Below are 22582 nucleotides of genomic sequence, written 5' to 3'. Positions count from 1 at the left end.
CGTTTGTACGAGTGCCTGACGCGGTCGTGCCGGGCATAATGCGCCCTTGATGCCCACGTCAGGATCGACCGGGTTTTCTGTTGCCTGTTGAGAGGTCATCGCAGGCCCGCGCCACCACGGCATGAACACGTTTCAACCGTCAGCGGCGCGGGCCTGCGAAAGCCGTCACAGGCACCGCCTATTACTCGGCGATTGCCAATCGATGACCATGACTTCTGCTCTGCCTCCCCGCCCTCGCTGGCGCAGCCTCGCCCTTCTGGCGTTGTGCCTGGCCCCGCTACTATGGCCGCTGGAACATCTTGCCGAGCGTTACTACCGCAGTGAGCTGGCCAACCAGAACCGCCAGACCCTGGATCTGTACGTCGCCAACCTGCTCGGTACGTTGCACCGCTACGAAACCCTCCCCCAGATTCTGGGCGACCTGCCGGCCCTGCGTGCAGTGCTGGAGACCCCCGGCGACGGCATGACGCAAGCCAACGCCAATCGCCTGCTCAGGGATATTTCTCAGCAAACCGGCGCGGACGTGATGTACCTGATGGACGCAAAAGGCATGACACTGGCCGCGTCCAACTCGGATCAGCGCGACAGCTTCATAGGCCGCAATTTCTCGTTTCGCCCGTACTTCACCGATGCATTGGCCGGCAGGACGGGCCGGTTCTTCGGGCTCGGCACCACCTCGGTCAAGCGCGGTTATTTCTTCGCCGGGCCAGTGCGCGATGGCGAACGGGTGATCGGTGTGCTGGTGGTCAAAGTCGATCTGGACCACACCGAAACCCTCTGGGGCAAGACGCCTGAGCAACTGCTGCTGACGGACCAGAACGGTGTGGTCATCCTGACCTCCAACCCCGACTGGCGCTTTCGGGCGACGCGGGACCTGACCGATGACGAGAAAAAAGCCATCGTGGCGATCCAGCCCTACCCGACCCGCGACCCGCGCCCGCTCAATATTGATGATCACGCATGGCTGGCTCAAAGCCAGGCCATCACCGAAACCGGCTGGAACGTGAACATTCTCGCGCCGAGGGCATTGGTCGACCGCCCGGTGCGCACCGTGCTGGCCATCGGCGGCGCGGCACTGCTAGTGCTGATGCTGCTGCTGGGTCTGATGATGCAGCGTCGACGCCATTATCTGGACCGCATTGCTTTCGAAGCAAAGGCTCGACGCGAACTGGAAATGCGCGTGATCGAACGCACCAGCGACCTTGAAGGCCTCAACAGCCGGCTGCGTCAGGAAGTGCTGGAGCGCGAACAGGCGCAGCAGGAACTGGTGCGCGCCCAGGACGAACTGGTCCAGACCGGCAAATTGTCGGCGCTGGGCACCATGTCAGCGAGCATCAGCCATGAACTCAATCAGCCGCTGGCCGCCATTCGCAGCTACGCAGAAAACGCCGAGGTGCTGCTCGATCACCAGCGCACCGAAGACGCTCGCGGCAACCTGAAATTGATCAGCGAGCTGACCGGGCGCATGGCCTCGATCATCGCCCACTTGCGCGCTTTCGCCCGGCGTGACCGGCATGCGCCGGAAAGCGTGGCACTGCAACCGGCGCTGGACGATGCGCTGGCGTTGCTGGCCAAGCGTCGGCGCGCAATGGAAGTCGAGTTGATCCGCGACGTGCCCGACGCGACACTGTGGGTGCAGGCAGGCGAAACCCGCCTGCGCCAGGTGCTGGGCAATCTGCTGGCCAACGCGCTGGATGCCCTCACGGAAAAAGGCCCGCCACGCAAACTGTGGATAAGTGCCGAGCAAACCGGTGAAGGCGTCAATCTGTACATTCGCGATAACGGGCCGGGGTTTTCTCAGGAGGCGCTGGAACGGGCACGCGAGCCGTTCTTCACCACCAAGACCCGCACACAGGGCCTTGGGCTGGGCCTTGCGATCTGCGACACACTGATGCGTGCGCTGGGCGGCGAGTTGCTGTTCGCCAATCACGCAAGCGGCGGCGCACTGCTGACCCTGCGACTGCGCGCCGGCGCTTCGGGCGCCAACCTTCAACCGCCAGAGGACCTTTCCGCATGAGTTCGGACACAGCCATCGACAGCCAGATTCAGGTGGTGTTGATCGACGACGATTCCCATCTGCGTCAAGCCTTGCGTCAGACCCTGGACCTGGCAGGCCTGAACGTTCTGCCGCTGTCTGAAGCCAACGGACTGGCCGAACGCATCGGCCGCGACTGGCCGGGCGTGGTGGTCAGCGACATCCGCATGCAGGGAATGGACGGCCTGGAATTACTGGTCCAGCTGCATGAGCAGGACCCGGACCTGCCGGTGCTGCTGATCACCGGACACGGCGATGTGCCGCTGGCCGTGAAAGCCATGCGCGCCGGTGCCTACGACTTTCTGGAAAAACCGTTCGCCAGCGATGCGATGCTCGACAGCGTGCGTCGCGCCCTGGCCCTGCGCCGTCTGGTGCTGGACAACCGCAGCCTGCGTCTGGCCCTGAGCGACCGTCAGCAACTGAGTACGCGTCTGGTCGGCCAGTCGGGGCCCATGCTGCGTCTGCGTGAGCAGATTGGAGCCTTGGCCGGTACGCGGGCCGATGTGCTGATCCTGGGCGAAACCGGCGCAGGCAAGGAGGTGGTCGCCCGGGCGCTGCATGACCTGTCCAACCGACGAAACGGGCCGTTCGTGGCGATCAACGCTGGCGCGCTGGCCGAGTCGGTGGTGGAAAGCGAGCTGTTCGGTCACGAGCCAGGGGCGTTCACCGGTGCGCAGAAACGTCGCATCGGCAAGTTTGAATTCGCCAACGGCGGCACGCTTTTTCTCGATGAAATCGAAAGCATGAGCCTGGATGTTCAGGTCAAGCTGCTGCGTTTGTTGCAGGAGCGGGTGGTCGAACGCATGGGCAGCAACCAGCAGATCGCGCTGGACATCCGCATCATCGCCGCCACCAAGGAAGACCTGCGTCAGGCGGCCGATCAAGGCCGTTTTCGCGCCGACCTGTATTACCGCTTGAACGTTGCCTCGCTGCGCATCCCGCCGTTGCGCGAACGTGGGGAAGACGCGCTGATGCTGTTCGAGCATTACGCCGACGCCGCGAGCCAGCGCCACGGCATTCCCAAGCAGGAACTCAAACCGGGCCAGCGCGCCCTGCTATTACGCCATAGCTGGCCGGGCAACGTTCGGGAACTGCAAAACGCCGCCGAACGTTTCGCCTTGGGGCTGGAGCTTGAGCTGGAAGGCAACGCGATGCCTGACGCCCCGCCAGTCGGCGGCGGGTTGAGCGAGCAGGTGGAAAGCTTCGAACGTGCATTGATCGCCGCCGAACTTGCACGTCCGCACAGTTCCGTACGCAGCCTGGCCGAAGCATTGGGTGTGCCTCGCAAGACCTTGCACGACAAACTGCGCAAGCACGGTTTGAATTTTGGCGACAGCAGTGGAGCATCCGATGAAACCGACTGAGCCGCAGACGTCTTTACCGGGCAACGCAGCAGCAGCGCTGGAACAGGTGCTGCATCACGACATCCCGCTGACCCGCGAAATGGGCATACGGGTTATTGACTGGCAAGACCATCGCCTGCGCCTGCACTTGCCGCTGGCGCCCAACGTCAATCACAAGAGCACGCTGTTTGGCGGCAGCCTGTATTGCGGTGCTGTGCTGGCGGGATGGGGCTGGCTGCACCTGCGTTTGCAGGAAGCGGGCATCCGCGACGGGCATATCGTGATTCAGGATGGGCAGATCAGCTATCCACTGCCGGTACGCGACGACGCCGTTGCCGTATGTGACGCCCCGGATGTCGCGCAGTGGGACAGGTTCATCACCACCTACCAGCGTAGAGGCCGTGCGCGCCTGGAGCTGCCGACCCGCATACATGCGCAGGACAACGATGAACCGGCCGTGAGGTTTACCGGGCAGTTTGTGTTGCATCGGTGACCGGACGTGCCACGCGGAGCGTGAGGAGCGATCATTTACCCTTGATCGTGCCCATCAGCGCGGGCACGAACCATCAGCTCAAGACTGCGCCAGCACCAGCAATTTCTCTCGCCACTCGGCCTTGGCTGGCAATGCCAGGAAGAACGGGTTAAGCAGCGACTCGCGTGCGGGATAGGTGAAACGCTCGCCGTCGAGCTGAAGAACCTCGCCGCCAGCGCCTTCGAGCACACCCTGCGCCGCGGCGGTGTCCCACTGCGAAGTCGGGGCCAGGCGCGGATAGCAGTCGGCAGCGCCTTCGGCCAGCAGGCAAAACTTCAACGAGCTGCCGATGTTGGTCAGTTGCAAAGGCCCCAAACCTGCCGCCAACCCCGCCAACAGATGCTCCTGCTCCGGACTGGAATGCCTGCGGCTGGCAACGACGGTAAACGCTTGCCCGCTCGACAGTTCGTGGCGCACTTCGATTGGCTGAATGTGGCCCGGCGCATCACTGCGCCACGCACCCAACTCGGCCCCACCGAAATAGCAGCGGTCATTGGTCGGCATGGACACCACGCCAAACACCACACGACCGCGCTCGATCAGGGCGACGTTAACCGTGAACTCTTCACTGCCGGATATGAATTCCTTGGTGCCGTCCAATGGATCGACCAGCCACCAGCGGTCCCAGGTTCCGCGCTCGCTCAGCGGGATGTCGGCGTCTTCCTCCGACAGCACATGAATCGTCGGATCCAGTGCTTGCAGGCCTTCGACCAGCACTTGATGGGCGGCCAGATCGGCTGCGGTCACGGGCGAGTCATCAGCCTTGGACGTCACACTGACGTTTGCACGCCAGAACGGCAGGATGGCTTCACCCGCCAGACGCGCCAGTTCAATGACCGGGGCAAGCAGCGGGTGCGGCAGGTTGTTCAGGTCGGTCATGGCTGGAACAGTCCACGTTGGGTCAACAGGTCGCGGGTGAGGTACAACGCTGCCAGTGCACGGCCTTCGCTGAACTGGGCGTTCTGGGCCAGACTGGCCAGCTCCCGCAGATTAATTTTGTCCACACGAATCGGCTCTGGCTCGTCACCTTCCAGCCGCTCTTCATACAGCTCGGTCGCCAGTACCACCTGAATTTTCTGGTTCATGTAACCCGGCGACAGCGACAGTTCGGTGAGGTGTTCCAATTGACGTGCACCGAAGCCGGCTTCTTCCTTCAACTCGCGGTTGGCGGCGGCGAGGATGTCTTCACCCGGCTCGATCAGGCCCTTGGGCAAGGACAGTTCGTACTCGTCAGTGCCGCCGCAATACTCTTCGATCAGGATGGCGTGGTCGGCGTCGAGCATTGCCACGATCATCACGGCGCCGTAACCCGAGCCTCTGCCCACCAGACGCTCGTAGGTACGCTCCACGCCATTGGCAAAGCGCAGTTGCAGCTCTTCAACCCGGAACAGGCGACTGCTGGCGACAATGGCGCGGGCGAGGACGGTAGGTTTCTGACGCATGACAGGCTCCTTCACATGGACGGGTTACTATACCGTGGCTTTTCCGAATGTCTGTGTCGGATATGCTTACTCACCAGAACCCATTTCCAAGAGGCACCCATGCTTCCCATGCCCTGGAGCGAAATCGATACCGTCCTGCTGGACATGGACGGTACCTTGCTCGATCTGCATTACGACGACCATTTCTGGTTGCAGCACCTGCCACAGCGTTACGCCGAGCTGCACGGCATCAGCTTCGCGATGGCTTGGCTGGAACTGAAGCCGTTGTTCGAACGCAACGCCGGCACGCTCAACTGGTATTGCCTGGACTTCTGGAGCGCCGAGCTGAAACTGCCGGTACGCGACCTGAAGCGCGAAGTTGCCCACATGATCGCGCTCAGGCCAGACGCCGAGACGTTCCTGTGCGCAATCAAACAGGCTGGCAAACGGGTGATCATGATCACCAATGCCCACCGGGATTCGCTCTCGTTGAAGATGGAGCGGATTGAGCTGGCGCCCTACTTCGAGCGTTTGATCAGCTCTCACGACTACGGCTTTCCCAAGGAAAACCAGCAGTTCTGGGACGCTCTGCACGCGGACACCGCATTCGATCCCGCCCGCAGCCTGTTCATCGACGACACCCTGCCCATCCTGCGCAGCGCGCAACGGTTTGGCGTGGCGCATTTGCTGGCCGTCAGCCAGCCGAACAGCCAGAAAGGCCCGAAGAACACAGAGGAATTTGCGGCCGTTGAGGATTACCGGGAGTTGATCAAGGGGTTGTGATAGGCCTGCAGACGCTCAGCGTCGCACCGCAAAGCGGACGCGGACCGTCCTGAGAGGCGTTACCACGCGTGGGAACGAGCAGTGATATCAAGCACGCTGATCGTGCCCATGCTCCGCGTGGGTATGCAGCCCGTGACGCTCTGCGTCACATTCGAGCGGACGCGGAGCGTGGGGCCGATCATTTGTCCGGGCGACTACTCACTCGGAATGCGTAGCTTCTGCCCCGGATAGATCTTGTTCACATCCTTGAGCATGGGTTTGTTGGCGTCGAAGATTTTCTGGTACTTGTTCGGATCGCCATACATCGCTTTCGAGATAGCACTCAGGGTGTCGCCTTTTTTGACTTCATAGAATCGAGACTCGGTCGCGGCTGGCGCGCTGCTGGCGACGGTCATCTGGTCGTCTACGTTCTCGACGCCTTCGATGTTGCCCAGTGTCACCAGGATTTTTTCTTTCTCTTCCTGGCTGGCCACTTCGCCTTTCACGACAACGGTGCCGCCGTTGACCTCTGTCTGAATATCGGGGTTGCCCAAGCCGCTTTCGGAAATATGCTTTTTCAGGACTTCATCTGCGTTGGCGTTGCCTGGCGTGATCGCATCAAGGATCTTTTCGCCTGCCTCTTTCAGGAAACTGAAAACACTCATGTTCTGGTTCTCCTCATGTGGGGTTCAGACTTTCATCATCAACCATAGCCCTTATAAACCGTGGCCTGCAGGGTTCCGACCAACGTTGCCTGACCATCGTTCAGCCTGAACGCGTAGAATCGAGTGCCTGGCTTGCCCACCGGAGTGAATATGGACATCAAACAACTCAAATTCCTGATCGCCCTCGACGAAACGCGTCACTTCGGTCAGGCGGCTGCACGCTGCAATATCACTCAGCCCACCCTGTCGATGCGTTTGCGCAACCTGGAAGAAGAACTGGGGTTGCCACTGGTCAACCGGGGCCAGCGCTTTGAAGGTTTTACCGCACCGGGCGAGCGCGTGCTGGCCTGGGCGCGCACAGTGCTTGCGGCCTATGACGGCTTGCAGGCTGAAGCGGCCGCCTGCCGAGGTCATCTGGTCGGTACGCTGCGCCTGGGCGTGGTGCCCTTGTCGAGCTTCGATCCTCTGCCGCTGCTGCATCGGCTGCATCAGATGCACCCGAACCTGCGTTTTGAGCTGTCCTCGCTCAGCTCCGAACAGGTGCTGGAACAACTGGCGAGCAACCGTATCGATCTGGGCGTCTCGTACCTGGAGCGTCTGGACAATGACCGATTCGACTCGCTGGCGCTGGACGATACGAAAATGGGGCTGCTCTACGACCGGCGCCACTTCTCATTCAGTGAAGAACCCCTGAGCTGGGCGGACTTGATCGAACTGCCGCTGGGCATGCTCACCAGCGGCATGCATTTTCGCCAATCCATCGATCACAACTTCCATAGCCGTGGTTTGCAACCGCATCCGCTGCTGCAAACCGATGCCGTTCATCAGTTATTACAGGCCGTACATGGCGGTTTCTGCTGCGCGATCATGCCGCTGAAGGGCGGGCTGGAGACGCTGACGGAGCATCTGACGCTGCATCCGATTGCCGATGCACGCACTTTGGCCCAGCTGGGGTTGATCATGCGTCGAAGTGCGCCGCGTTCGGCACTGGCGGAAGCATGCTTTGCGCTGGTGGCAGAAATCCCTCGTTAGGGCATTGATCGACGTCATCTATCGGCGCATCGGAACTAGCGATTAGACGATACCGGACAACAGGCCTAGTCTTATAGGTGTCAATCTGCCGGTATTTCTGCCCATGCACGCCAAGCGCACGGTCGGCACCGCGTCTGCTTTCGCGCCCGCCCCCGAAGCCAGCCAGTCCTATAGTTATGCGACCCTCGAAGGTCAGGACGGCGCACGCACGGCGCTTGCTGAAGAAGTGGCGCTGGCGATTGCCTACAACGGCATCAGTCAGGCGGTCATGCTGGTCAGCCCAACCGACCTTGAGGACTTCATTGTCGGTTTCAGCCTGGGCAGCGGAATCATTGCCTCACGCGATGAAATCTACGATTTGAAACTCAGCGGTTGCGGCTCGGCAATGCAGGCCGAAGTCGAGATCGCCAGCCGCGCCTTCTGGGAAATGAAACAGCAACGCCGCCAACTGGCTGGCACCAGCGGGTGCGGGCTGTGCGGCGTCGAAGCGGTCGAGCAGGCGCTGCCGGAACTGAACGTTCTGCCCGGCGCGCCACTGCCGCCAGCTGAATGGCTGAGCGGCCTGCGTCAGCGCATCGGCGAATTTCAGCCACTGGGCCAGCATTGTGGCGCCGTGCATGCTGCCATTTACATGGACGGTAACGGTCAGTTGCTGCTGGGCCGTGAAGACATCGGGCGTCACAACGCGCTGGACAAGCTGATCGGCGCACTGATTCGTCAAGACATTCCCTTGGCAGGCGGCACCGCCATCGTCACCAGTCGCTGCAGCCTGGAGTTGATCCAGAAAGTACTGCGCGCCGGTATCCAGACGTTGGTCAGTCTGTCCTCGCCCACCGGCCTGGCCCTGCAATGGGCACGCCGGCACAACCTCAATTTAATTCACCTGCCGCAGCACAGCGCGCCGCGGGTCTATAGCCCTGCGATGGAGATTCAACCGTGAGCATTCATCACCAAGCCGACAAAACACCGACCCCTCGTTACAAGCCATATAAAGGTGCAGCGGGCGGCTGGGGCGCACTGATCAGCGTGACGCAAGCCTGGCTGGGCAGCGACAACGCGCTGAAGAACCTGCGCATGATGCTCAAGACCAACCAGAACGGCGGTTTTGACTGCCCAGGCTGTGCGTGGGGCGATTCGCCGGAAAGCGGCATGGTCAAGTTTTGCGAAAACGGCGCCAAAGCCGTCAACTGGGAAGCCACCAAGCGTCGCGTGGACCCGGCTTTCTTCGCACGCCACAGCGTTACCGCCTTGCTGGAGCAGAGCGACTACTGGCTCGAGTACCAAGGCCGTCTGACCGAGCCGATGGTCTACGACGCGGAAACCGACCGTTACAAGCCTATTGCCTGGGACGCCGCTTTCGCGCTGATCGCCAAACACTTGAAAAACCTGCCCAGCCCGAACATGGCCGAGTTTTACACCTCGGGCCGCGCCAGCAACGAAGCGGCGTATCTGTACCAGTTGTTCGTGCGCGCCTACGGCACCAACAATTTCCCGGATTGCTCGAACATGTGCCACGAGGCCAGCGGCGTTGCGTTGTCGCAAAGCGTCGGCGTCGGCAAAGGCACGGTCACCTTCGATGACTTTGAGCACGCGGATGCGATTTTCGTTCTCGGCCAGAACCCGGGCACCAACCACCCGCGCATGCTGGAACCGCTGCGCGAAGCCGTGAAGCGCGGCGCCCAGGTTGTGTGTGTCAACCCGCTGAAAGAGCGCGGTCTGGAGCGTTTCCAGCACCCGCAACACCCAATGGAAATGCTCACCAACGGCGACCGTCCGACCAATACCGCCTACTTCCGTCCGGCGCTGGGTGGCGACATGGCGCTGCTGCGTGGCATGGCCAAGTTCCTGCTGCAATGGGAGCGTGAAGCTCAGGTCAACAATGCGCCGTCGGTGTTCGATCACGCGTTTCTGAACGAACACACCGAAGGCGTGCTGGATTACCTGGCCGCCATCGATGACACCTCGTGGGATGAGATCGTCGAGCAGTCGGGCCTGACGCTTGTCGACATCGAGCAGTCGGCACGCATGTATGCCGTGGGCAAGAACGTCATCATGTGCTGGGCGATGGGCATTACCCAGCACCGTCATTCGGTGGCGACCATTCAGGAAATCGCCAATCTGATGATGCTGCGCGGCAACATCGGCAGACCCGGCGCTGGCCTGTGCCCGGTTCGCGGCCACAGTAACGTGCAGGGCGACCGCACGATGGGCATCAACGAGCGTCCGCCTGTGTTTCTGCTGGATGCGCTGGAAAAACGCTTTCAGTTCAGCGTGCCACGCGAGAATGGCCACAACGTGGTCGAAGCCATTCATGCGATGGCCGAGGGCCGTTCGAAAGTCTTCATCGCATTGGGCGGTAACTTTGCCCAGGCAACACCAGACAGCCATCGCACTGCCGAAGCGCTGAGCAACTGTGATCTGACGGTTCAGATCAGCACCAAGCTCAACCGCAGCCATCTGTTCCACGGTAAAGACGCGCTGATTTTGCCGTGCTTCGGCCGTACCGACATCGACATTCAAGCCAACGGCCCGCAAGCGGTGACGGTAGAAGACTCGTTCAGCATGGTTCACGCGTCGAACGGTCAGTTGCAGCCCATCTCGTCGCAGATGCGTTCGGAGCCCGCGATCCTGGCCGGCATCGCAAACGCGACGCTGGGCAAGCAGCCTGTCGACTGGTTGTGGCTGGCTGAGGATTACAGCCGTATTCGTGATCTGATTGCCGACACCATTCCAGGCTTCAAAGACTTCAACGAGCGCATCAAGAATCCGGGCGGTTTCTACTTGGGCAACGCGGCTGGCGCACGTCGCTGGAACACGGCATCGACCCGCGCCAACTTCAAGCCCAACAAGCTGCCAAGCACCTTGCTGCACGAAGGCATCAGTTCCACCGGCGAGATTCCTGACCTGATCATGCAGTCCATGCGTTCGCACGATCAGTACAACACTACGATCTATGGCCTGGACGACCGCTATCGCGGTGTGAAAGGTCAACGTGACGTGCTGTTCGTCAACGAAGCCGACATCATCCGCCTGGGCTTCCAGCCCGGTCAGAAAGCCGACCTGATCTCGATCTGGGGAGACAACCGCGAGCGCCGCGTGAAGGGTTTCACCCTGCTGCCGTTCGATATTCCGGCGGGCCAGGCGGCGGCCTACTATCCAGAGGTCAACCCACTGGTGCCGCTGGAAAGCGTCGGCGAAGGCAGTAGCACACCGACCTCCAAGTTCGTGGCGATTCGTCTTGAGCGTTCGGCGGAGTCGGCGCGGATTATCTGACGCCCACAAAAAAGGCCCGTTTCGGTTGAAACGGGCCTTTTTCAAGTAACCTAAGACTGCATTTTCAGGTTTAAGTTCCTTAGCCAAAACAATAAGTTAGCTGTTTGTGTTGCAATCGTGTTACTCGTCGGATTTGCATTGCTACATTCTTCACTTGACACGAATATCGCGCCGTCATCCCTATGAGATTCCCTACATGAAGTATTCCTCGATACTGTTGTTGTCTCTTACCCTGACCACCGGTTTCGCCTCAGCAGGCGATAACGTGACGGCAGGTGTAGGCGGAGCATTGGGTGGGGTACTCGGTTCAGTCGTCGGCCAACAGCTCGGCGGTAGCACCGGTTCAGCAATCGGCGCAGGCGTCGGTGGCGCTGCGGGCGGCGCTGTGGGTGCAAACCGCCACAACCGCACAGAGGCTGCCATTGGCGGCGGTCTGGGGGCTGCAGGCGGTAACGTGATAGGTCGCAGTGTAGGCGGCAATACAGGCAGCCTGGTCGGCTCGGCGGCAGGTGGCGGCGCAGGCGCGGCGCTGGGTAACTACATGGGCAATGAAAGCCTGAAGGACGAGCGTGGTTATCGCGGTGATCGTCGCGGCTACCGTAATGACTATCGCGGCCACCGTGGTAAGCATAAAGGCCACTACAAGCGTCATCGTTGATCACAAAGCATAACGAACCGGTCGCTCTCGAGCGGCCGGTTTTCGTTTGGGGGCCAATACACCGTGCAAGCCTTGTCACAGGCAGCCCGACTCTCGTCAGGCTATAGGTGACTTATTGAATAAACGTGTTTTGTGGACTTGCTGGCGATGTCGTCAGTTGAGTTGCTGACAAGTCGCCTGAGAAATCAAATCGCCGGCAAGCCGCCTTCCACGGTCAAAAATTTGCTGCGGGTCAGCACAGTGTCAGGCGCACAGGCATTACCTGTGTAGTCATGAGTCCGCCTGGCCCTGCACCCACGCCCTCACCTGCGCATATGGATAATCCTCAAGCTCGGCAAACCCTGCGGTCGCCCGAGCCTTGAGCTTGGTGAACAACGGCACGCTGATGCCACAGAGAAACCGCGTTACGCATTCGGCGCTGGGTGGCTGGCCGCTGTAGTCCAGGTGTTTGCGGATGAAATCGCCGCACAGCTGCTCAAAATCCCGGTCTTGTAGCGGCTGGAGTGCAGGCGGCTCTGGCAGGTAGGCGACCTGACCGTGGCACACCGAACAGTGCCCGCAGCGCTCGGGAGCATTGTGGTCGCCAAAATACTGGGCAAGACGGTGCGTCAGGCACTGGTCGCTCGCGAACACCTCCAGCATCGTGTGTATGCGGGCAACCTCGGTCGCTTCATGCTCGCTGAAATAAGCGTGCAACTCGCGGCTCAGCGCCTCCGGATCAAAATCGCTACGCAGCAGACTGTAGACCTCGGTCATCTGCTTGCTCTCCAGCTCGATCCAGCCCTTTTCCTGAAAGTAGTCCAGCGCCGTGACCACACGCCCACGCTCAGCGCCATATTGCTGATACAGCGCATCGAAATCCACCGTCGCCCAAGTGCGTGCGCGGCTGGAGGTCTGGATTACCGCTTCGACGAACTGACGCCGCTCGCCCTCGAAGCGTGCCAGCAGGTCATTCGGCTCAAGCAAAAACTTGAAACGGTATTCGGCAAAATACGCGTAACGCGGCGCGATGATTCCGCGCAGTTCCAGTTGCACCAGCAGGGTCTTGAGCGGTAACTGACGAATGTTGCTGAGATCGGCCAATGGGTTCAGGAGAAACTCCCACTGTCCGTCACCACGAGCGGCGAGCAGGTCTTCCAGCACTCGCGCAATCCCTTCACGCTCGGGTGTATCGCCATACACGAAGTTCTCCAACACGTTGAGGCTGTCGCGATTGGCCAGCACCAGGCAGTCGGATGCCGCACCATCACGCCCGGCCCGGCCGATTTCCTGGCTGTAGTTCTCGATGGACTTGGGCAGGTCGAAATGCACCACATTGCGAATGTCGCTTTTATCGATGCCCATGCCAAACGCGATGGTGGCCACGATGCAGTTGAGGTGGCCACCCATGAACTGCTTCTGAATCGACTCACGTTTATCGTTGGGCAAACCTGCGTGATACGCGCTGGCCGGCAAGCCGTTCTGTTGCAAATGCGCGGCGATGTACTCGGCCGTCTTCTGCAGCGTGACGTACACAATGGTCGGCTGTCCGCTTCGCTCGCTCAGCCACTCGACCAGCCGCCGACGCTTGTCCCACCCGCTGACCGGCTCGACCCACAGGTGCAGGTTGGCGCGGTAAAAGCCCGTGCTGACAACGTCCTTGGGCGCGATGGCGAACTTGTCCTGCATGTCGGCAATCACCTGCGGCGTGGCCGTGGCGGTCAGCAGCAAGGCTTGCGGGATGTTGAACTCACGCTGATAGTCGGGCAGTTTCAGGTAATCGGGCCGGAAATTGTGGCCCCATTCGGAAATGCAGTGCGCCTCGTCCACCACCAGTAGCGAGATCGGCACCTGAGTGATGAACTGCCGAAACCGCTCGTTCTTGAGGCGCTCGACGGAAATCATCAGGATTTTCAGCTCCCCGGAGCGCGCCCGCGCCATGACCTGCGCGACGTCGTCCGGGCTCTGCGCTGAATCGATGCTTGCCGCCGAGATGCCGTGACGCTTCAGAAACGCCAACTGATCCTGGATCAGCGCCAGCAACGGCGATACCACCAAAGTTAAATGCGGCAGCATCACGGCAGGCAACTGATAGCAGAGAGACTTGCCTGAGCCGGTCGGAAAAATCGCTGCGGCGGAGCGGCCGGCCAGTACGGCACTGATGGCGGCCTCCTGTCCCGGACGAAACTGCGAGTAACCGAAAACCTGCTCAAGACGTTCATGCATTGGTGCGCTTCCCTGATGAAACAAAACGGATTCGACCTTAGCCTGTCATGCCCAGCGAAGACACCCCTAAAACATTTCAGAAATCGTGCAAGACGCCGTTACACTTGGCGTTTAGCGCCTGCCGTACAGCTGCAGGACCGGGCAGCACACTATGAATAAGCCAAGGAACAGGAATGGATTCCAAGCAGCAGCCCGATGATGACGGAATTATCCGCATACAGCGTCTCGTGCCCGGCCAGGTCGACGTGGTGCTGGGTTCGCATCCACGCCGCAGAACCAGTCTCCCTCCCCGCAAGCCGCGCGCCTATGGCTTATGGATCGCAGGGCTGGTCGTGGTCGGCTGCCTGGGCGCCATGATCGCCTCCCACCTGCGCAAGCCCAACATTGTGCCGGTAACAGCACTTGAGCAACCGGCCGTCGAAACGCAGTCCTCCCAGGCCGAACCTGAAGCTGACCCGACAGCCAGCCCCGTCCCCGTGGCGCTGCGTCAGGAGCCTTACGTGGTGCCAACTCCGGCGCCCGCCTCCACGGCACAGAACGTCCCCGTGCAACCGCTGGATAATTGCCTGAAGAACGGCAACGTCATTGATGAGAGTGTGCTGAACTGCCGCTTTGGCCAGGTCCCGCGCGCGACTCAAGCCGAACCTGCAAAAGGCATGGTGTCGGCCAGTTACATGGCCGACTTCAAGGCCGACGCCGCCCGCCCCGCTGCTCGTCAGGCACGTCCTTACAAGGTCGCGACGGTGTCCATACGCGAGTGGGACGGGCACAACCGCTATCGCGCTCAGTGGCGTGTCTATGACAACACCATCGACGGAGACAGCGTGTGCGAGAACTTCTTGGCTCGCTCGGTGGAACGGCGCGAATGTCGCAAGTCCGCTCAGGTCAATTTCCGTGAGGAGTGCCGGGAATGGAGCAAGCGCGCCAGCCGCGACCGCGACCCGGAGAGCAAGAACGCCGAGCTGCGCTACTGTGAAGCGGCGTCAACCTTCACGCCCTGATCCGTCTCACCGTTCTTTGCCCATTCGCGCAGCAGAAACTTCTGGATCTTGCCGGTCGAGGTTTTCGGTAACTGCGTGAAGACCACCGTTTTCGGGACTTTGAAGCCCGCCAGGTGCTCACGGCAAAAACGCATGATCTGCTCGCCAGTCACATCGTCATAGCCCGTTTTGAGTGTGACGAACGCACAGGGCGTTTCGCCCCATTTGTCGTCAGGCCTGGCCACCACGGCGGCCTCCATTACAGCAGGATGGCGATACAGCACGCCTTCGACTTCAATGGTCGAAATGTTCTCGCCGCCAGAAATGATGATGTCTTTGCTGCGATCACGGATCTCCAGATAGCCGTCGGCATGCCACACCGCCAGATCGCCGGAATGAAACCAGCCACCCTCGAAGGCTTTTTCAGTGGCAACCGGATTACCCAGATAGCCTTTCATGACCGTGTTGCCGCGCATGTAGATCTCGCCAATGGTCTGGCCGTCCTTGGGCACCGGCTGATGGGTTTGCGGGTCGGCCACCATGACGCCTTCGAGCGTCGGATAACGCACGCCCTGACGCGCCTTCAACGAAGCACGCTCATCGGCTGCTAACTCATCCCACTCGGCTTTCCAGGCACACACGGTGACCGGGCCGTAGGTTTCAGTGAGACCGTAGGCGTGGGTAATGCAGATGCCCATCGCCTCGACCGACGCAATCACCCGAGCAGGCGGCGCAGAACCAGCGGTCATGGCATTGACCGCGTGCCCAAACGAGACGTCCGCCGCATTGGGCAGATTGGCCAGCGCATTGAGCACAATGGGCGCCCCGCAGAGATGGCTGACCTTGTTTTCACTGATGAGTGTGATGATTTTCTGCGGATCGACCCGCCGCAAAAACACATGGGTGCCTGCCTGCGCAGTAATCGTCCACGGATAACACCAGCCGTTGCAGTGGAACATTGGCAGCGTCCACAAATACACCGGATGCAACCCCATGCCCCAGGCCATCTGGTTGCCCACCGCATTCAAAAACGCGCCGCGATGGTGATACACCACCCCTTTGGGGTCGCCGGTCGTGCCCGAGGTGTAATTGAGGGAAATGGGCGCCCATTCATCCTGCGGCCACTGCCACTCGAAATCGGGATCACCTGCGTCAAGCAGCGCGTCATAGTCGAGTTCACTGAGCGGCCGCCCTTCGCTGTACTCAGGATCATCGACATCGATCAGTAGCGGCGGATGCTCCAACAGGGCCAGTGCAGCATGCACCACGGCGTGAAACTCCCGATCAGCGATCAACACCTTGGCCTCCCCGTGCCCGAGCATGAAGGCAATGGCCGGTGCGTCGAGGCGCACGTTTAGCGTATTGAGCACTGCGCCCAGCATCGGTACGCCAAAATGCACCTCAAGCATCGCGGGAATATTGGGCAGCATGACGGCAACGGTATCGCCGCTTTGCACACCCAACTGGCTCAGCCCTGAAGCAAGCTGGCGACAGCGGCGATACGTTTGCGCCCAGTCACGCCTGATCGCGCCATGAATGACCGCCGGATAGTCCGGATACGTTGCAGCAGTGCGCTCCAGAAAACTCAGCGGCGTAAGCGCCACATGGTTGGCCGGGCCTTTGGACAGCCCCTGATGGAAGATAGACATTGGCACACCCTGGCGAATTATTAGCTCTGGACCCATACGGGCCGGTGATTTCACAGTTCTGCTGTGCTCAGTTATAGCTCGCGGAGGCAAGGGTGCGTCACCCGACCTTCGACTAAATCCCACGCAGGCATGGCGAAAGGCTTACATGCTATTGAGCCATTGGCTATTTTTGAACCTTCCAGACAGCCGTAAGATTGGATCCAACAACTGGTGAACAAGGAGTTCATCAGGATCAAGGACGATCGACCATCGCCGGGAAGGCAGCCGACAGGGAGTTGGAATGGTCTTGGTACAAACCCGCTTCGGCGGGTTTTTTATTGCCCGCGATTTGCAACACTCGATTCTCGATTGATCAAAATATGTACGCGCGTCTGTTCCCATGCATCACTTGTCACATTCTCAAGGCATGTTGAATACGGAACAGGGCTGCAACGGCCTCGTATAGCCAAAGGCTTACACGCCCTGAGGGCAGTTGGCTATTTTTGTCCTATAACAACAGCCGTAAGATTGGATCCAACAAGTGGTGAGCAGGGAGCTCACCAGGATCAAGGATGATCGACCATCGCCTCGGAGGCGTCCGACAGGAAGTCGGGATGGTCTTGGGAAAACCCGCTTCGGCGGGTTTTTTGTTGCCTGTCGAAAACACACCCGCTATCGACGGCTCGCCTTCCTCTCGCGCAGCATGGCCCTGCGGCTTTCGATATGGCGCTTACGCGCATCTCTAAGCCTGTACTCTTCACGTAGCACCTTGCGCTGAGCACGATTGAACACAAACTGCTCACGCAGCTCCCGGTGACGCTTGCTGTTCAATGACAAAAAACCAAGCAACGGAAACAGCACGCCCAGCATCGAGCTGACCAGATCGACACGCCGATCAGGCAAGGCCCAGGTCACCAGCACCGCTGCCAGACAGATTGCCAGCAACGCCACCAACACCCACATCCCCCACAGCCGCCCTCTTGCCAGCAAAATGCCCCCGGCTGACATGATCAAACTGATGCCCATCATGAGCTTGAAGGTATTCATGGAAGCATCGCGATCATGACCAAACCAGGCCTGCATGACGATGCTTGTCGTGATGGCTAGGGAAAAGATGCACATGAAGATGGAAAACATGAACATCGGAAAATAGCGGGCACGGAGGCTATACGGGGCGTAGAAATACATCAGTTTTGGGTCGAGGGGGCGTGGTTTGTTGCGGGATTGTTTGCCCATTTTTTGGTCTTCCTTGAAAACTGGATTGGGAGTTCGAAAGGTATTACAAACGCCATCCAGCGATTTGCAGAGTGTAGGTTAATGGGCTCATAAAATTAAATGATGCCGCACCCCGGCGCATCAGTTTCCTTGAGCCGTCGTTCGTACCAGAAGGTGAGCCGATTGCTATCGGGCGGCTTCAGACTTTTCGTGCTGTCAGTGTCATCAAACTCGATGGTGAAGCGCTAGCCACTGTAGTTCCCGATTGCGGTCACACGAAAATCGGGGTTGTGGTGGACTCCAGGTCAGCCCCGGCACATCGGTCACGCAGACGGCGCGGGGCCTAAGGATTCTCCGAACAAGTCCCGGTTATGCGAAAATCGCCTGACCACCTGATCCGAGCCTCCCATGAGCCAGATGAGCTTTTCCGATTTCGAATATGCCGGCAAGCGCAAGCAGACACGCCGCGAACGCTTCCTCGCCGAGATGGATCAGGTCGTTCCCTGGACAGGTCTGCTGGGCCTGATCGAACCGTTCTACCCCAAGGCCGGCGGCGGCAGAAAACCTTATCCGCTGGAAACCATGCTGCGCATTCATCTGCTGCAGAACTGGTTCTCCCTGAGTGATCCGGCCATGGAAGAAGCGCTCTACGAAATCACCCCCATGCGTCAGTTCGCGCATCTGACACTGAGCGCGCCGATCCCGGAAGACACCACGATCATGAACTTCCGGCACCTGCTGGAGAAACATCAACTGGCTCCTGCAATCCTCGCGGTCATCAACGGTTATTTGCAGGAAAAAGGCCTGTCGCTGCGCCAGGGCACCATCGTCGATGCCACCATTATTCATGCCCCAAGCTCGACCAAGAACAAAGACCGCGAGCGCGATCCCGAGATGCATCAGACGAAGAAAGGTAACCAGTATTTCTTTGGTATGAAGGCGCACATCGGCGCTGACGTTGAGTCTGGACGGGTTCATCACGTCCATGGCACCGCCGCCAACATGGCTGATGTCACCCAAGTCGCCGAACTGCTCCACGGGGAAGAAAACGCGGTCTATGCGGACGCTGGCTACACCGGTGTCGAGAAGCGTGAAGAGCACGAAAATCGTAACGTGATCTGGCAAATCGCGGCGCGGCGCAGCACGTATTCCAAGCTGAACAAACGCAGCCTGTTGTACAAAGCCAAGCGCAAGATCGAGTACTGCAAAGCGCAGACACGCGCCAAGGTTGAGCATCCGTTTCGGGTCATCAAGCGCCAGTTTGGTTACGTGAAAGTACGCTTTCGTGGGCTGATGAAAAACACGGCCCAACTGACCACGCTGTTCGCCCTGTCGAACCTGTGGATGGCTCGAAAACGACTGATGGGTATGGGTGAGTTGCGCGCTTAACACGGAAAACCGGGCGAAAAACGCGCTCGACTCACGCTGCATCAGACCGTTTTCAGAAAATAGCGCTGTGTGCCTGGCAAATTACGGCGTGGCACCGCTGCGCGGCAAGTTGATCGGAGCATCCCTAAATACGCAGCGTTCGCGCCCCTCTAAGCATATGTCGATGGTGATCAATCAGCCCAGCCAGTCTTCTTGAGGGTGTCAAAATCCATTAATAACACTCTTGGCATCGTGCGCTGTGTTCTGCATGCATAGCAGTATCATGCCTCGTGTACAGGCCACTGAGTCGAACGACAATACATGCAAAGGCAAGCGCATCCAATCCTCAAAGGGTTCATTAGCGATTCACAGCAGAATCAGCCCAATGTAACGCCTAGCGACTTGCTCGACTGATGAGGTGATTGCCACTCCAATCACTAGGAAGGACATGATGATCGGCTTAAGAAGCTCGAACGATGTTCTGGAAAATCACGCTGAGCGCTATCACCATCTGCCTTTTCAGTTTTCCTCGCAATTGCTTGAGCGCATGGATCACACTGAAGCCTGACGCTCCAAAACTACCCGTTACTAAACCCGACTGGATCGCATCAAGTGCTTGCACGCTGACTGAGGAACAGGCGCTTAACCATGCCAAAGGTTGTCTGCTCGGACTGGCTATCGCTGATGCGGTCGGGACAAAGCTGGAGTTTCTACCTCGGAATCGCAGTCGCGTTAATGACATGGTCGGCGGCAGTCCCTTCAGGCTCAGTCCCGGAGAATGGAACGACGACACCAGCATGGCGCTCTGTCTGGCAGATAAGTATCTCGCCAAAGGCGATTTTGATTTCAAGGACTACAGCGACAGACTCTGCCGCTGACACAAACACGGTGAGAACAGCCATAACGGCAGATGCTTCGATATTGGCATGCAACCAAGGCAGCACTTGAAGGGCATCTGGCGAGTGAAAACGGCTGGTATGGCAATGACCATCCCTCCACCGCCGGAAACGGATCAATCATCCGATTGGCACCTACACGATATCGAGGACACGGTCTAAGGCGCTTCCAGACAAAGTGACTGGACTCAAAACGAGCAGTGAGACCCGATTATTGATTGAGCCTCACCCTTTGCCTGCTTAGGCCTTTTCGAAGCGCTGCTGCAACAAATGACGCGCAACACCTGCATTCAAGTAATCGGCGATCAGTTCGGCCAGCGCTTCGGGCTTGAGCTTTTTATCGTCGCGACAGAACTGACTCATCATTAAAAATACCTGTCGTTTCTTCTTGTTGACCCTGGCCGACGGTAAGAAGAATGAGCGGTACGCAACCTCGGGCAGCGGCGCGTCGTCTTCCAATTGAAGCGTCAGAATCAACCCGGTACTCGCATGCAGGCCAAAGTCAGCGACGTGCTTGATCGGGATCGGCTCTTTCACGTTCGGGAAGACCAATTGATCCGGGCTCAAGATCAAAGCCGTTTTGCTGGCCCGTAAGTACATGCGCAGCGAAAAAGGAATCAGCACTGCCATGAATGCCAGCAGGACACCGCCCGTAATCATAAGCAGGTCCTTCTGCCCCCCGAATACGTCCGCGAAGAACAGCCCCATCACCAGCAGGCCAATACCCAGCAACAGAAAAGGCGTCATGAATATCAGAGATAAAAGCCCCCGCAAGCGGGCGCCCTCATGGAGGATCACATCTCCGCTCACATGACTCGCACGCGAACGCAGCTCTTCAACCACTTCGGTGTCACGCGTTACGTATTGTGTGATGAAGTCCTCGGTGAGACGCGTGCGCAGTGCTTGTGGCTCAACAAAATATTGATCCATCGCGGCGCACGCCTGGTCGGCTAGAACGGGGCGAGTTCCTGCGCGAATCGCATCGTCGGCAGCCATCTGCAACGCAGCGATACGTTCGCCGTTCGAAGGGTGCGTATCGGACGGGTGTGGCAGCTGAACAGCCATTTCATCTTCGGGCAGACTCAACGCCTGGCCAGACAATTCATGCATCACGCTGGTGGGTAGATCCTGGGTTACCGCCTGCTCAGGCGTGGGATTGGTGGCGTAGCCAAGATGCTTTTGAACACGCTCTTGCAGCAAGGGGTCGATAGCCGAAATACGCACCAACGCCGACGCAGCTGCCGCATTGCCCGCCAGGCTCGCGCCAGCCGCATCGGCAGCCAGTTCCCGCACGCGGCTCCAGTGGTTCACGGCGTGATCGAAGCTTTCCATGAAGTAAACACCCAGCATGAACGCCGGGCGCAGGATGGTCCGCTGGAGCAGGTCACTGATCACCATATTGGCTGCGATCACGCCTAAGCTGCGACCAATGCCGTCGTAGATCGGCAAGAAGCGCAAACTGTATTCGGTGTCTTCACCCGCGAAATGCGCCAGCTCATGACCAATGACGGCGCTGGTTTCGGCAGCATCCATCAGCCCCAGGTACATCATCGGAATATGCAGTGTGCGTCCCTTGAGTGACATGTCTGCGGGCAGCAACGAGACGTCGCTGGACGTCACATAGAAACCTTCGGTCATGCCCAGCACAATATGATCGGGGGATAGAGCTCCCAGTCGGGTCGCCAGCTCACGCACATAGGCCCATAACGCTGGTGCGTCTTCAGGCGTGACTTCCCTGCCCAACACCTGCATCGGCGTCGGTTCGAACATATGCAGCATGATGCGCAGCTGCTTGCCCATCTGCCAGATCGAGTAGAGGCAGGCAGCGACCATGATCAGTACCGCGATAATCAGCTTGAACTCACCGGCAGACATTTTCCCCAGATGCCACAAGCCCAGCCCTTCGAAGCTGAGAATGGCTGCCACCGCAGCACCCATTGCGATGATATGTCCTACCAGGACGAAAGGCAGGATGCGGCTGACACGACTGAAGGTGTGCAGCAATCGCTCACGAGAATGAAGCGCGCGGCCCCCCGCCCAATTGAGCCCCAGCAGCCCTATCGCTCCGACCAGTGCAGCGAGTATTCCAAGCGCGATGACCGCTCGGGCAAGCCAGGTCATCACCGATGCCAACGGGATCAACGTGCCCAGATCATCCTCTGCCTTTGCGACGCGAGAAATCGCAATGCTTAAACTGATCCTCTCCTCGCCGATCTCCACCATACGTGTAGGGGCGTTGGGCATCTCGGCGAGTTGATCAAGATAGGGACGCGCTTCACGGACGCTGGCCTGGATTTCATCCAGCTCCCGCGCATTGTCGAGGCTGCGCTGCAATTCCCAAACACCCACCAGATTCAGGCACAGTGGCAGCAAAATGAGTACGGCAATGAGCTTATAGATTTTCATGAGGCTGGCTCAACAGGTGTGTCGCCGCTGGCTGTCCCTAGCGCGCACAAGGTCCATGAGGCAAAAACGCCAGAGGCGCTTTGCGTGCGTGCGCACCGCCTGCCTATGCAGAACGTTGATGCGCAGGCGGCGTTATACCTTGATACAAAGCGGGTGGTGACAG

The 22582-nt window shown here is 59.3% G+C and carries 17 protein-coding genes and 1 pseudogene; 11 read left to right on the top strand and 7 right to left on the bottom strand.

The features are described 5' to 3' along the window. The first annotated feature begins 208 nt into the window (after nucleotides 1–208). The 3 genes from ALP40_RS07630 to ALP40_RS07620 are packed head-to-tail and all read left to right on the top strand — an operon-like array spanning nucleotide 209 to nucleotide 3871. Nucleotides 209–2017 (top strand): ATP-binding protein, encoded by a 1809-nt coding sequence (locus ALP40_RS07630; RefSeq protein WP_181116412.1) that lies wholly within the window; start codon nucleotides 209–211, stop codon nucleotides 2015–2017. Beyond that, nucleotides 2014–3399: a sigma-54 dependent transcriptional regulator gene (locus ALP40_RS07625; protein ID WP_122207699.1), complete on the top strand. Its 1386-nt coding sequence runs from the start codon at nucleotides 2014–2016 to the stop codon at nucleotides 3397–3399. Before ALP40_RS07630 ends, ALP40_RS07625 begins: the two co-directional genes overlap by 4 nt. Continuing rightward, nucleotides 3386–3871, top strand: coding sequence for a YiiD C-terminal domain-containing protein (locus ALP40_RS07620; protein WP_122207698.1), 486 nt, complete (start codon nucleotides 3386–3388; stop codon nucleotides 3869–3871). The genes ALP40_RS07625 and ALP40_RS07620 overlap by 14 nt, the downstream gene beginning before the upstream one ends. Before the next feature lie 78 nt (nucleotides 3872–3949). Here ALP40_RS07620 and cysQ read toward each other — a convergent pair whose 3' ends face one another. Continuing rightward, entirely contained in the window at nucleotides 3950–4789 is an 840-nt protein-coding gene (gene cysQ, locus ALP40_RS07615) for a 3'(2'),5'-bisphosphate nucleotidase CysQ (protein WP_122207697.1), read from the bottom strand. Next, nucleotides 4786–5352 (bottom strand): ADP compounds hydrolase NudE, encoded by a 567-nt coding sequence (gene nudE / locus ALP40_RS07610; protein WP_122207696.1) that lies wholly within the window; start codon nucleotides 5350–5352, stop codon nucleotides 4786–4788. Before nudE ends, cysQ begins: the two co-directional genes overlap by 4 nt. Before the next feature lie 99 nt (nucleotides 5353–5451). Here nudE and yrfG point away from each other — a divergent pair, with 99 nt between their 5' ends. After that, the gene (gene yrfG / locus ALP40_RS07605) at nucleotides 5452–6114 is read left to right on the top strand and encodes a GMP/IMP nucleotidase (RefSeq protein ID WP_122207695.1); all 663 of its coding nucleotides are present in this window, start codon (nucleotides 5452–5454) and stop codon (nucleotides 6112–6114) included. 194 nt (nucleotides 6115–6308) lie between these two features. Here yrfG and lysM read toward each other — a convergent pair whose 3' ends face one another. Then, nucleotides 6309–6758 (bottom strand): peptidoglycan-binding protein LysM, encoded by a 450-nt coding sequence (gene lysM / locus ALP40_RS07600; protein WP_122207694.1) that lies wholly within the window; start codon nucleotides 6756–6758, stop codon nucleotides 6309–6311. 150 nt (nucleotides 6759–6908) lie between these two features. Here lysM and ALP40_RS07595 point away from each other — a divergent pair, with 150 nt between their 5' ends. From ALP40_RS07595 to ALP40_RS07580, 4 genes are all read left to right on the top strand, one after another. Then, nucleotides 6909–7790, top strand: a complete 882-nt coding sequence (locus ALP40_RS07595) for a LysR family transcriptional regulator (protein ID WP_122207693.1) — start codon at nucleotides 6909–6911, stop codon at nucleotides 7788–7790. 103 nt (nucleotides 7791–7893) lie between these two features. Next, nucleotides 7894–8730: a formate dehydrogenase accessory sulfurtransferase FdhD gene (gene fdhD, locus ALP40_RS07590; protein ID WP_122207692.1), complete on the top strand. Its 837-nt coding sequence runs from the start codon at nucleotides 7894–7896 to the stop codon at nucleotides 8728–8730. Next, nucleotides 8727–11063 (top strand): FdhF/YdeP family oxidoreductase, encoded by a 2337-nt coding sequence (locus tag ALP40_RS07585; protein WP_122207691.1) that lies wholly within the window; start codon nucleotides 8727–8729, stop codon nucleotides 11061–11063. Before fdhD ends, ALP40_RS07585 begins: the two co-directional genes overlap by 4 nt. Before the next feature lie 196 nt (nucleotides 11064–11259). Next, a complete protein-coding gene (locus ALP40_RS07580; RefSeq protein ID WP_122207690.1) occupies nucleotides 11260–11721 on the top strand; it encodes a glycine zipper domain-containing protein in 462 nt (153 codons plus the stop codon). A 270-nt stretch (nucleotides 11722–11991) separates the two neighbouring features. Here the strand turns inward: ALP40_RS07580 and ALP40_RS07575 are convergent, their stop codons facing one another. Further along, entirely contained in the window at nucleotides 11992–13926 is a 1935-nt protein-coding gene (locus ALP40_RS07575) for an ATP-dependent DNA helicase RecQ (RefSeq protein ID WP_122207689.1), read from the bottom strand. Between the two features lie 173 nt (nucleotides 13927–14099). On the opposite strand from ALP40_RS07575, the gene ALP40_RS07570 reads away from it, so the two are divergent. Then, on the top strand, nucleotides 14100–14927 hold the full coding sequence (locus ALP40_RS07570) for a hypothetical protein (RefSeq protein WP_122207688.1): 828 nt from the start codon (nucleotides 14100–14102) through the stop codon (nucleotides 14925–14927). Here ALP40_RS07570 and ALP40_RS07565 read toward each other — a convergent pair. Together ALP40_RS07565 and ALP40_RS07560 are read right to left on the bottom strand one after the other, a co-directional pair. Continuing rightward, a complete protein-coding gene (locus ALP40_RS07565) occupies nucleotides 14894–16555 on the bottom strand; it encodes an acyl-CoA synthetase (protein WP_122207687.1) in 1662 nt (553 codons plus the stop codon). The two genes, ALP40_RS07570 and ALP40_RS07565, sit on opposite strands and share 34 nt — an antisense overlap. A gap of 651 nt (nucleotides 16556–17206) precedes the next feature. Beyond that, nucleotides 17207–17770 (bottom strand): hypothetical protein, encoded by a 564-nt coding sequence (locus ALP40_RS07560; protein ID WP_122207686.1) that lies wholly within the window; start codon nucleotides 17768–17770, stop codon nucleotides 17207–17209. Nucleotides 17771–18157: 387 nt separating this feature from the next. Here ALP40_RS07560 and ALP40_RS07555 point away from each other — a divergent pair, with 387 nt between their 5' ends. Together ALP40_RS07555 and ALP40_RS07550 are read left to right on the top strand one after the other, a co-directional pair. After that, nucleotides 18158–19138 (top strand): IS5 family transposase, encoded by a 981-nt coding sequence (locus ALP40_RS07555; RefSeq protein WP_122207685.1) that lies wholly within the window; start codon nucleotides 18158–18160, stop codon nucleotides 19136–19138. Nucleotides 19139–19568: 430 nt separating this feature from the next. After that, nucleotides 19569–20174, top strand: a pseudogene (locus ALP40_RS07550) (ADP-ribosylglycohydrolase family protein); the annotation flags it as partial. A gap of 79 nt (nucleotides 20175–20253) precedes the next feature. On the opposite strand, the gene ALP40_RS07545 reads toward ALP40_RS07550, so the two are convergent. Beyond that, a complete protein-coding gene (locus ALP40_RS07545) occupies nucleotides 20254–22419 on the bottom strand; it encodes a M48 family metallopeptidase (protein ID WP_122207684.1) in 2166 nt (721 codons plus the stop codon). Nucleotides 22420–22582 lie beyond the last annotated feature (163 nt).

It is taken from the genome of Pseudomonas viridiflava, assembly GCF_003702045.1.
Lineage (GTDB): Bacteria > Pseudomonadota > Gammaproteobacteria > Pseudomonadales > Pseudomonadaceae > Aquipseudomonas > Aquipseudomonas viridiflava_C.
Note: the sequence above shows the minus strand (reverse complement) of the source record. Positions and strands in the feature narration are given on the sequence as shown.

Coding starts and splice junctions, on each gene's coding strand:
- fdhD (WP_122207692.1), top strand. CDS start 7,894: ATGCACGCCAAGCGCACGGTCGGCACCGCGTCTGCTTTCGCGCCCGCC.
- ALP40_RS07545 (WP_122207684.1), bottom strand. CDS start 22,419: ATGAAAATCTATAAGCTCATTGCCGTACTCATTTTGCTGCCACTGTGC.
- ALP40_RS07620 (WP_122207698.1), top strand. CDS start 3,386: ATGAAACCGACTGAGCCGCAGACGTCTTTACCGGGCAACGCAGCAGCA.
- ALP40_RS07580 (WP_122207690.1), top strand. CDS start 11,260: ATGAAGTATTCCTCGATACTGTTGTTGTCTCTTACCCTGACCACCGGT.
- yrfG (WP_122207695.1), top strand. CDS start 5,452: ATGCTTCCCATGCCCTGGAGCGAAATCGATACCGTCCTGCTGGACATG.
- lysM (WP_122207694.1), bottom strand. CDS start 6,758: ATGAGTGTTTTCAGTTTCCTGAAAGAGGCAGGCGAAAAGATCCTTGAT.
- ALP40_RS07560 (WP_122207686.1), bottom strand. CDS start 17,770: ATGGGCAAACAATCCCGCAACAAACCACGCCCCCTCGACCCAAAACTG.
- ALP40_RS07630 (WP_181116412.1), top strand. CDS start 209: ATGACTTCTGCTCTGCCTCCCCGCCCTCGCTGGCGCAGCCTCGCCCTT.
- nudE (WP_122207696.1), bottom strand. CDS start 5,352: ATGCGTCAGAAACCTACCGTCCTCGCCCGCGCCATTGTCGCCAGCAGT.
- ALP40_RS07555 (WP_122207685.1), top strand. CDS start 18,158: ATGAGCCAGATGAGCTTTTCCGATTTCGAATATGCCGGCAAGCGCAAG.
- ALP40_RS07565 (WP_122207687.1), bottom strand. CDS start 16,555: ATGTCTATCTTCCATCAGGGGCTGTCCAAAGGCCCGGCCAACCATGTG.
- ALP40_RS07625 (WP_122207699.1), top strand. CDS start 2,014: ATGAGTTCGGACACAGCCATCGACAGCCAGATTCAGGTGGTGTTGATC.
- ALP40_RS07575 (WP_122207689.1), bottom strand. CDS start 13,926: ATGCATGAACGTCTTGAGCAGGTTTTCGGTTACTCGCAGTTTCGTCCG.
- ALP40_RS07570 (WP_122207688.1), top strand. CDS start 14,100: ATGGATTCCAAGCAGCAGCCCGATGATGACGGAATTATCCGCATACAG.
- cysQ (WP_122207697.1), bottom strand. CDS start 4,789: ATGACCGACCTGAACAACCTGCCGCACCCGCTGCTTGCCCCGGTCATT.
- ALP40_RS07595 (WP_122207693.1), top strand. CDS start 6,909: ATGGACATCAAACAACTCAAATTCCTGATCGCCCTCGACGAAACGCGT.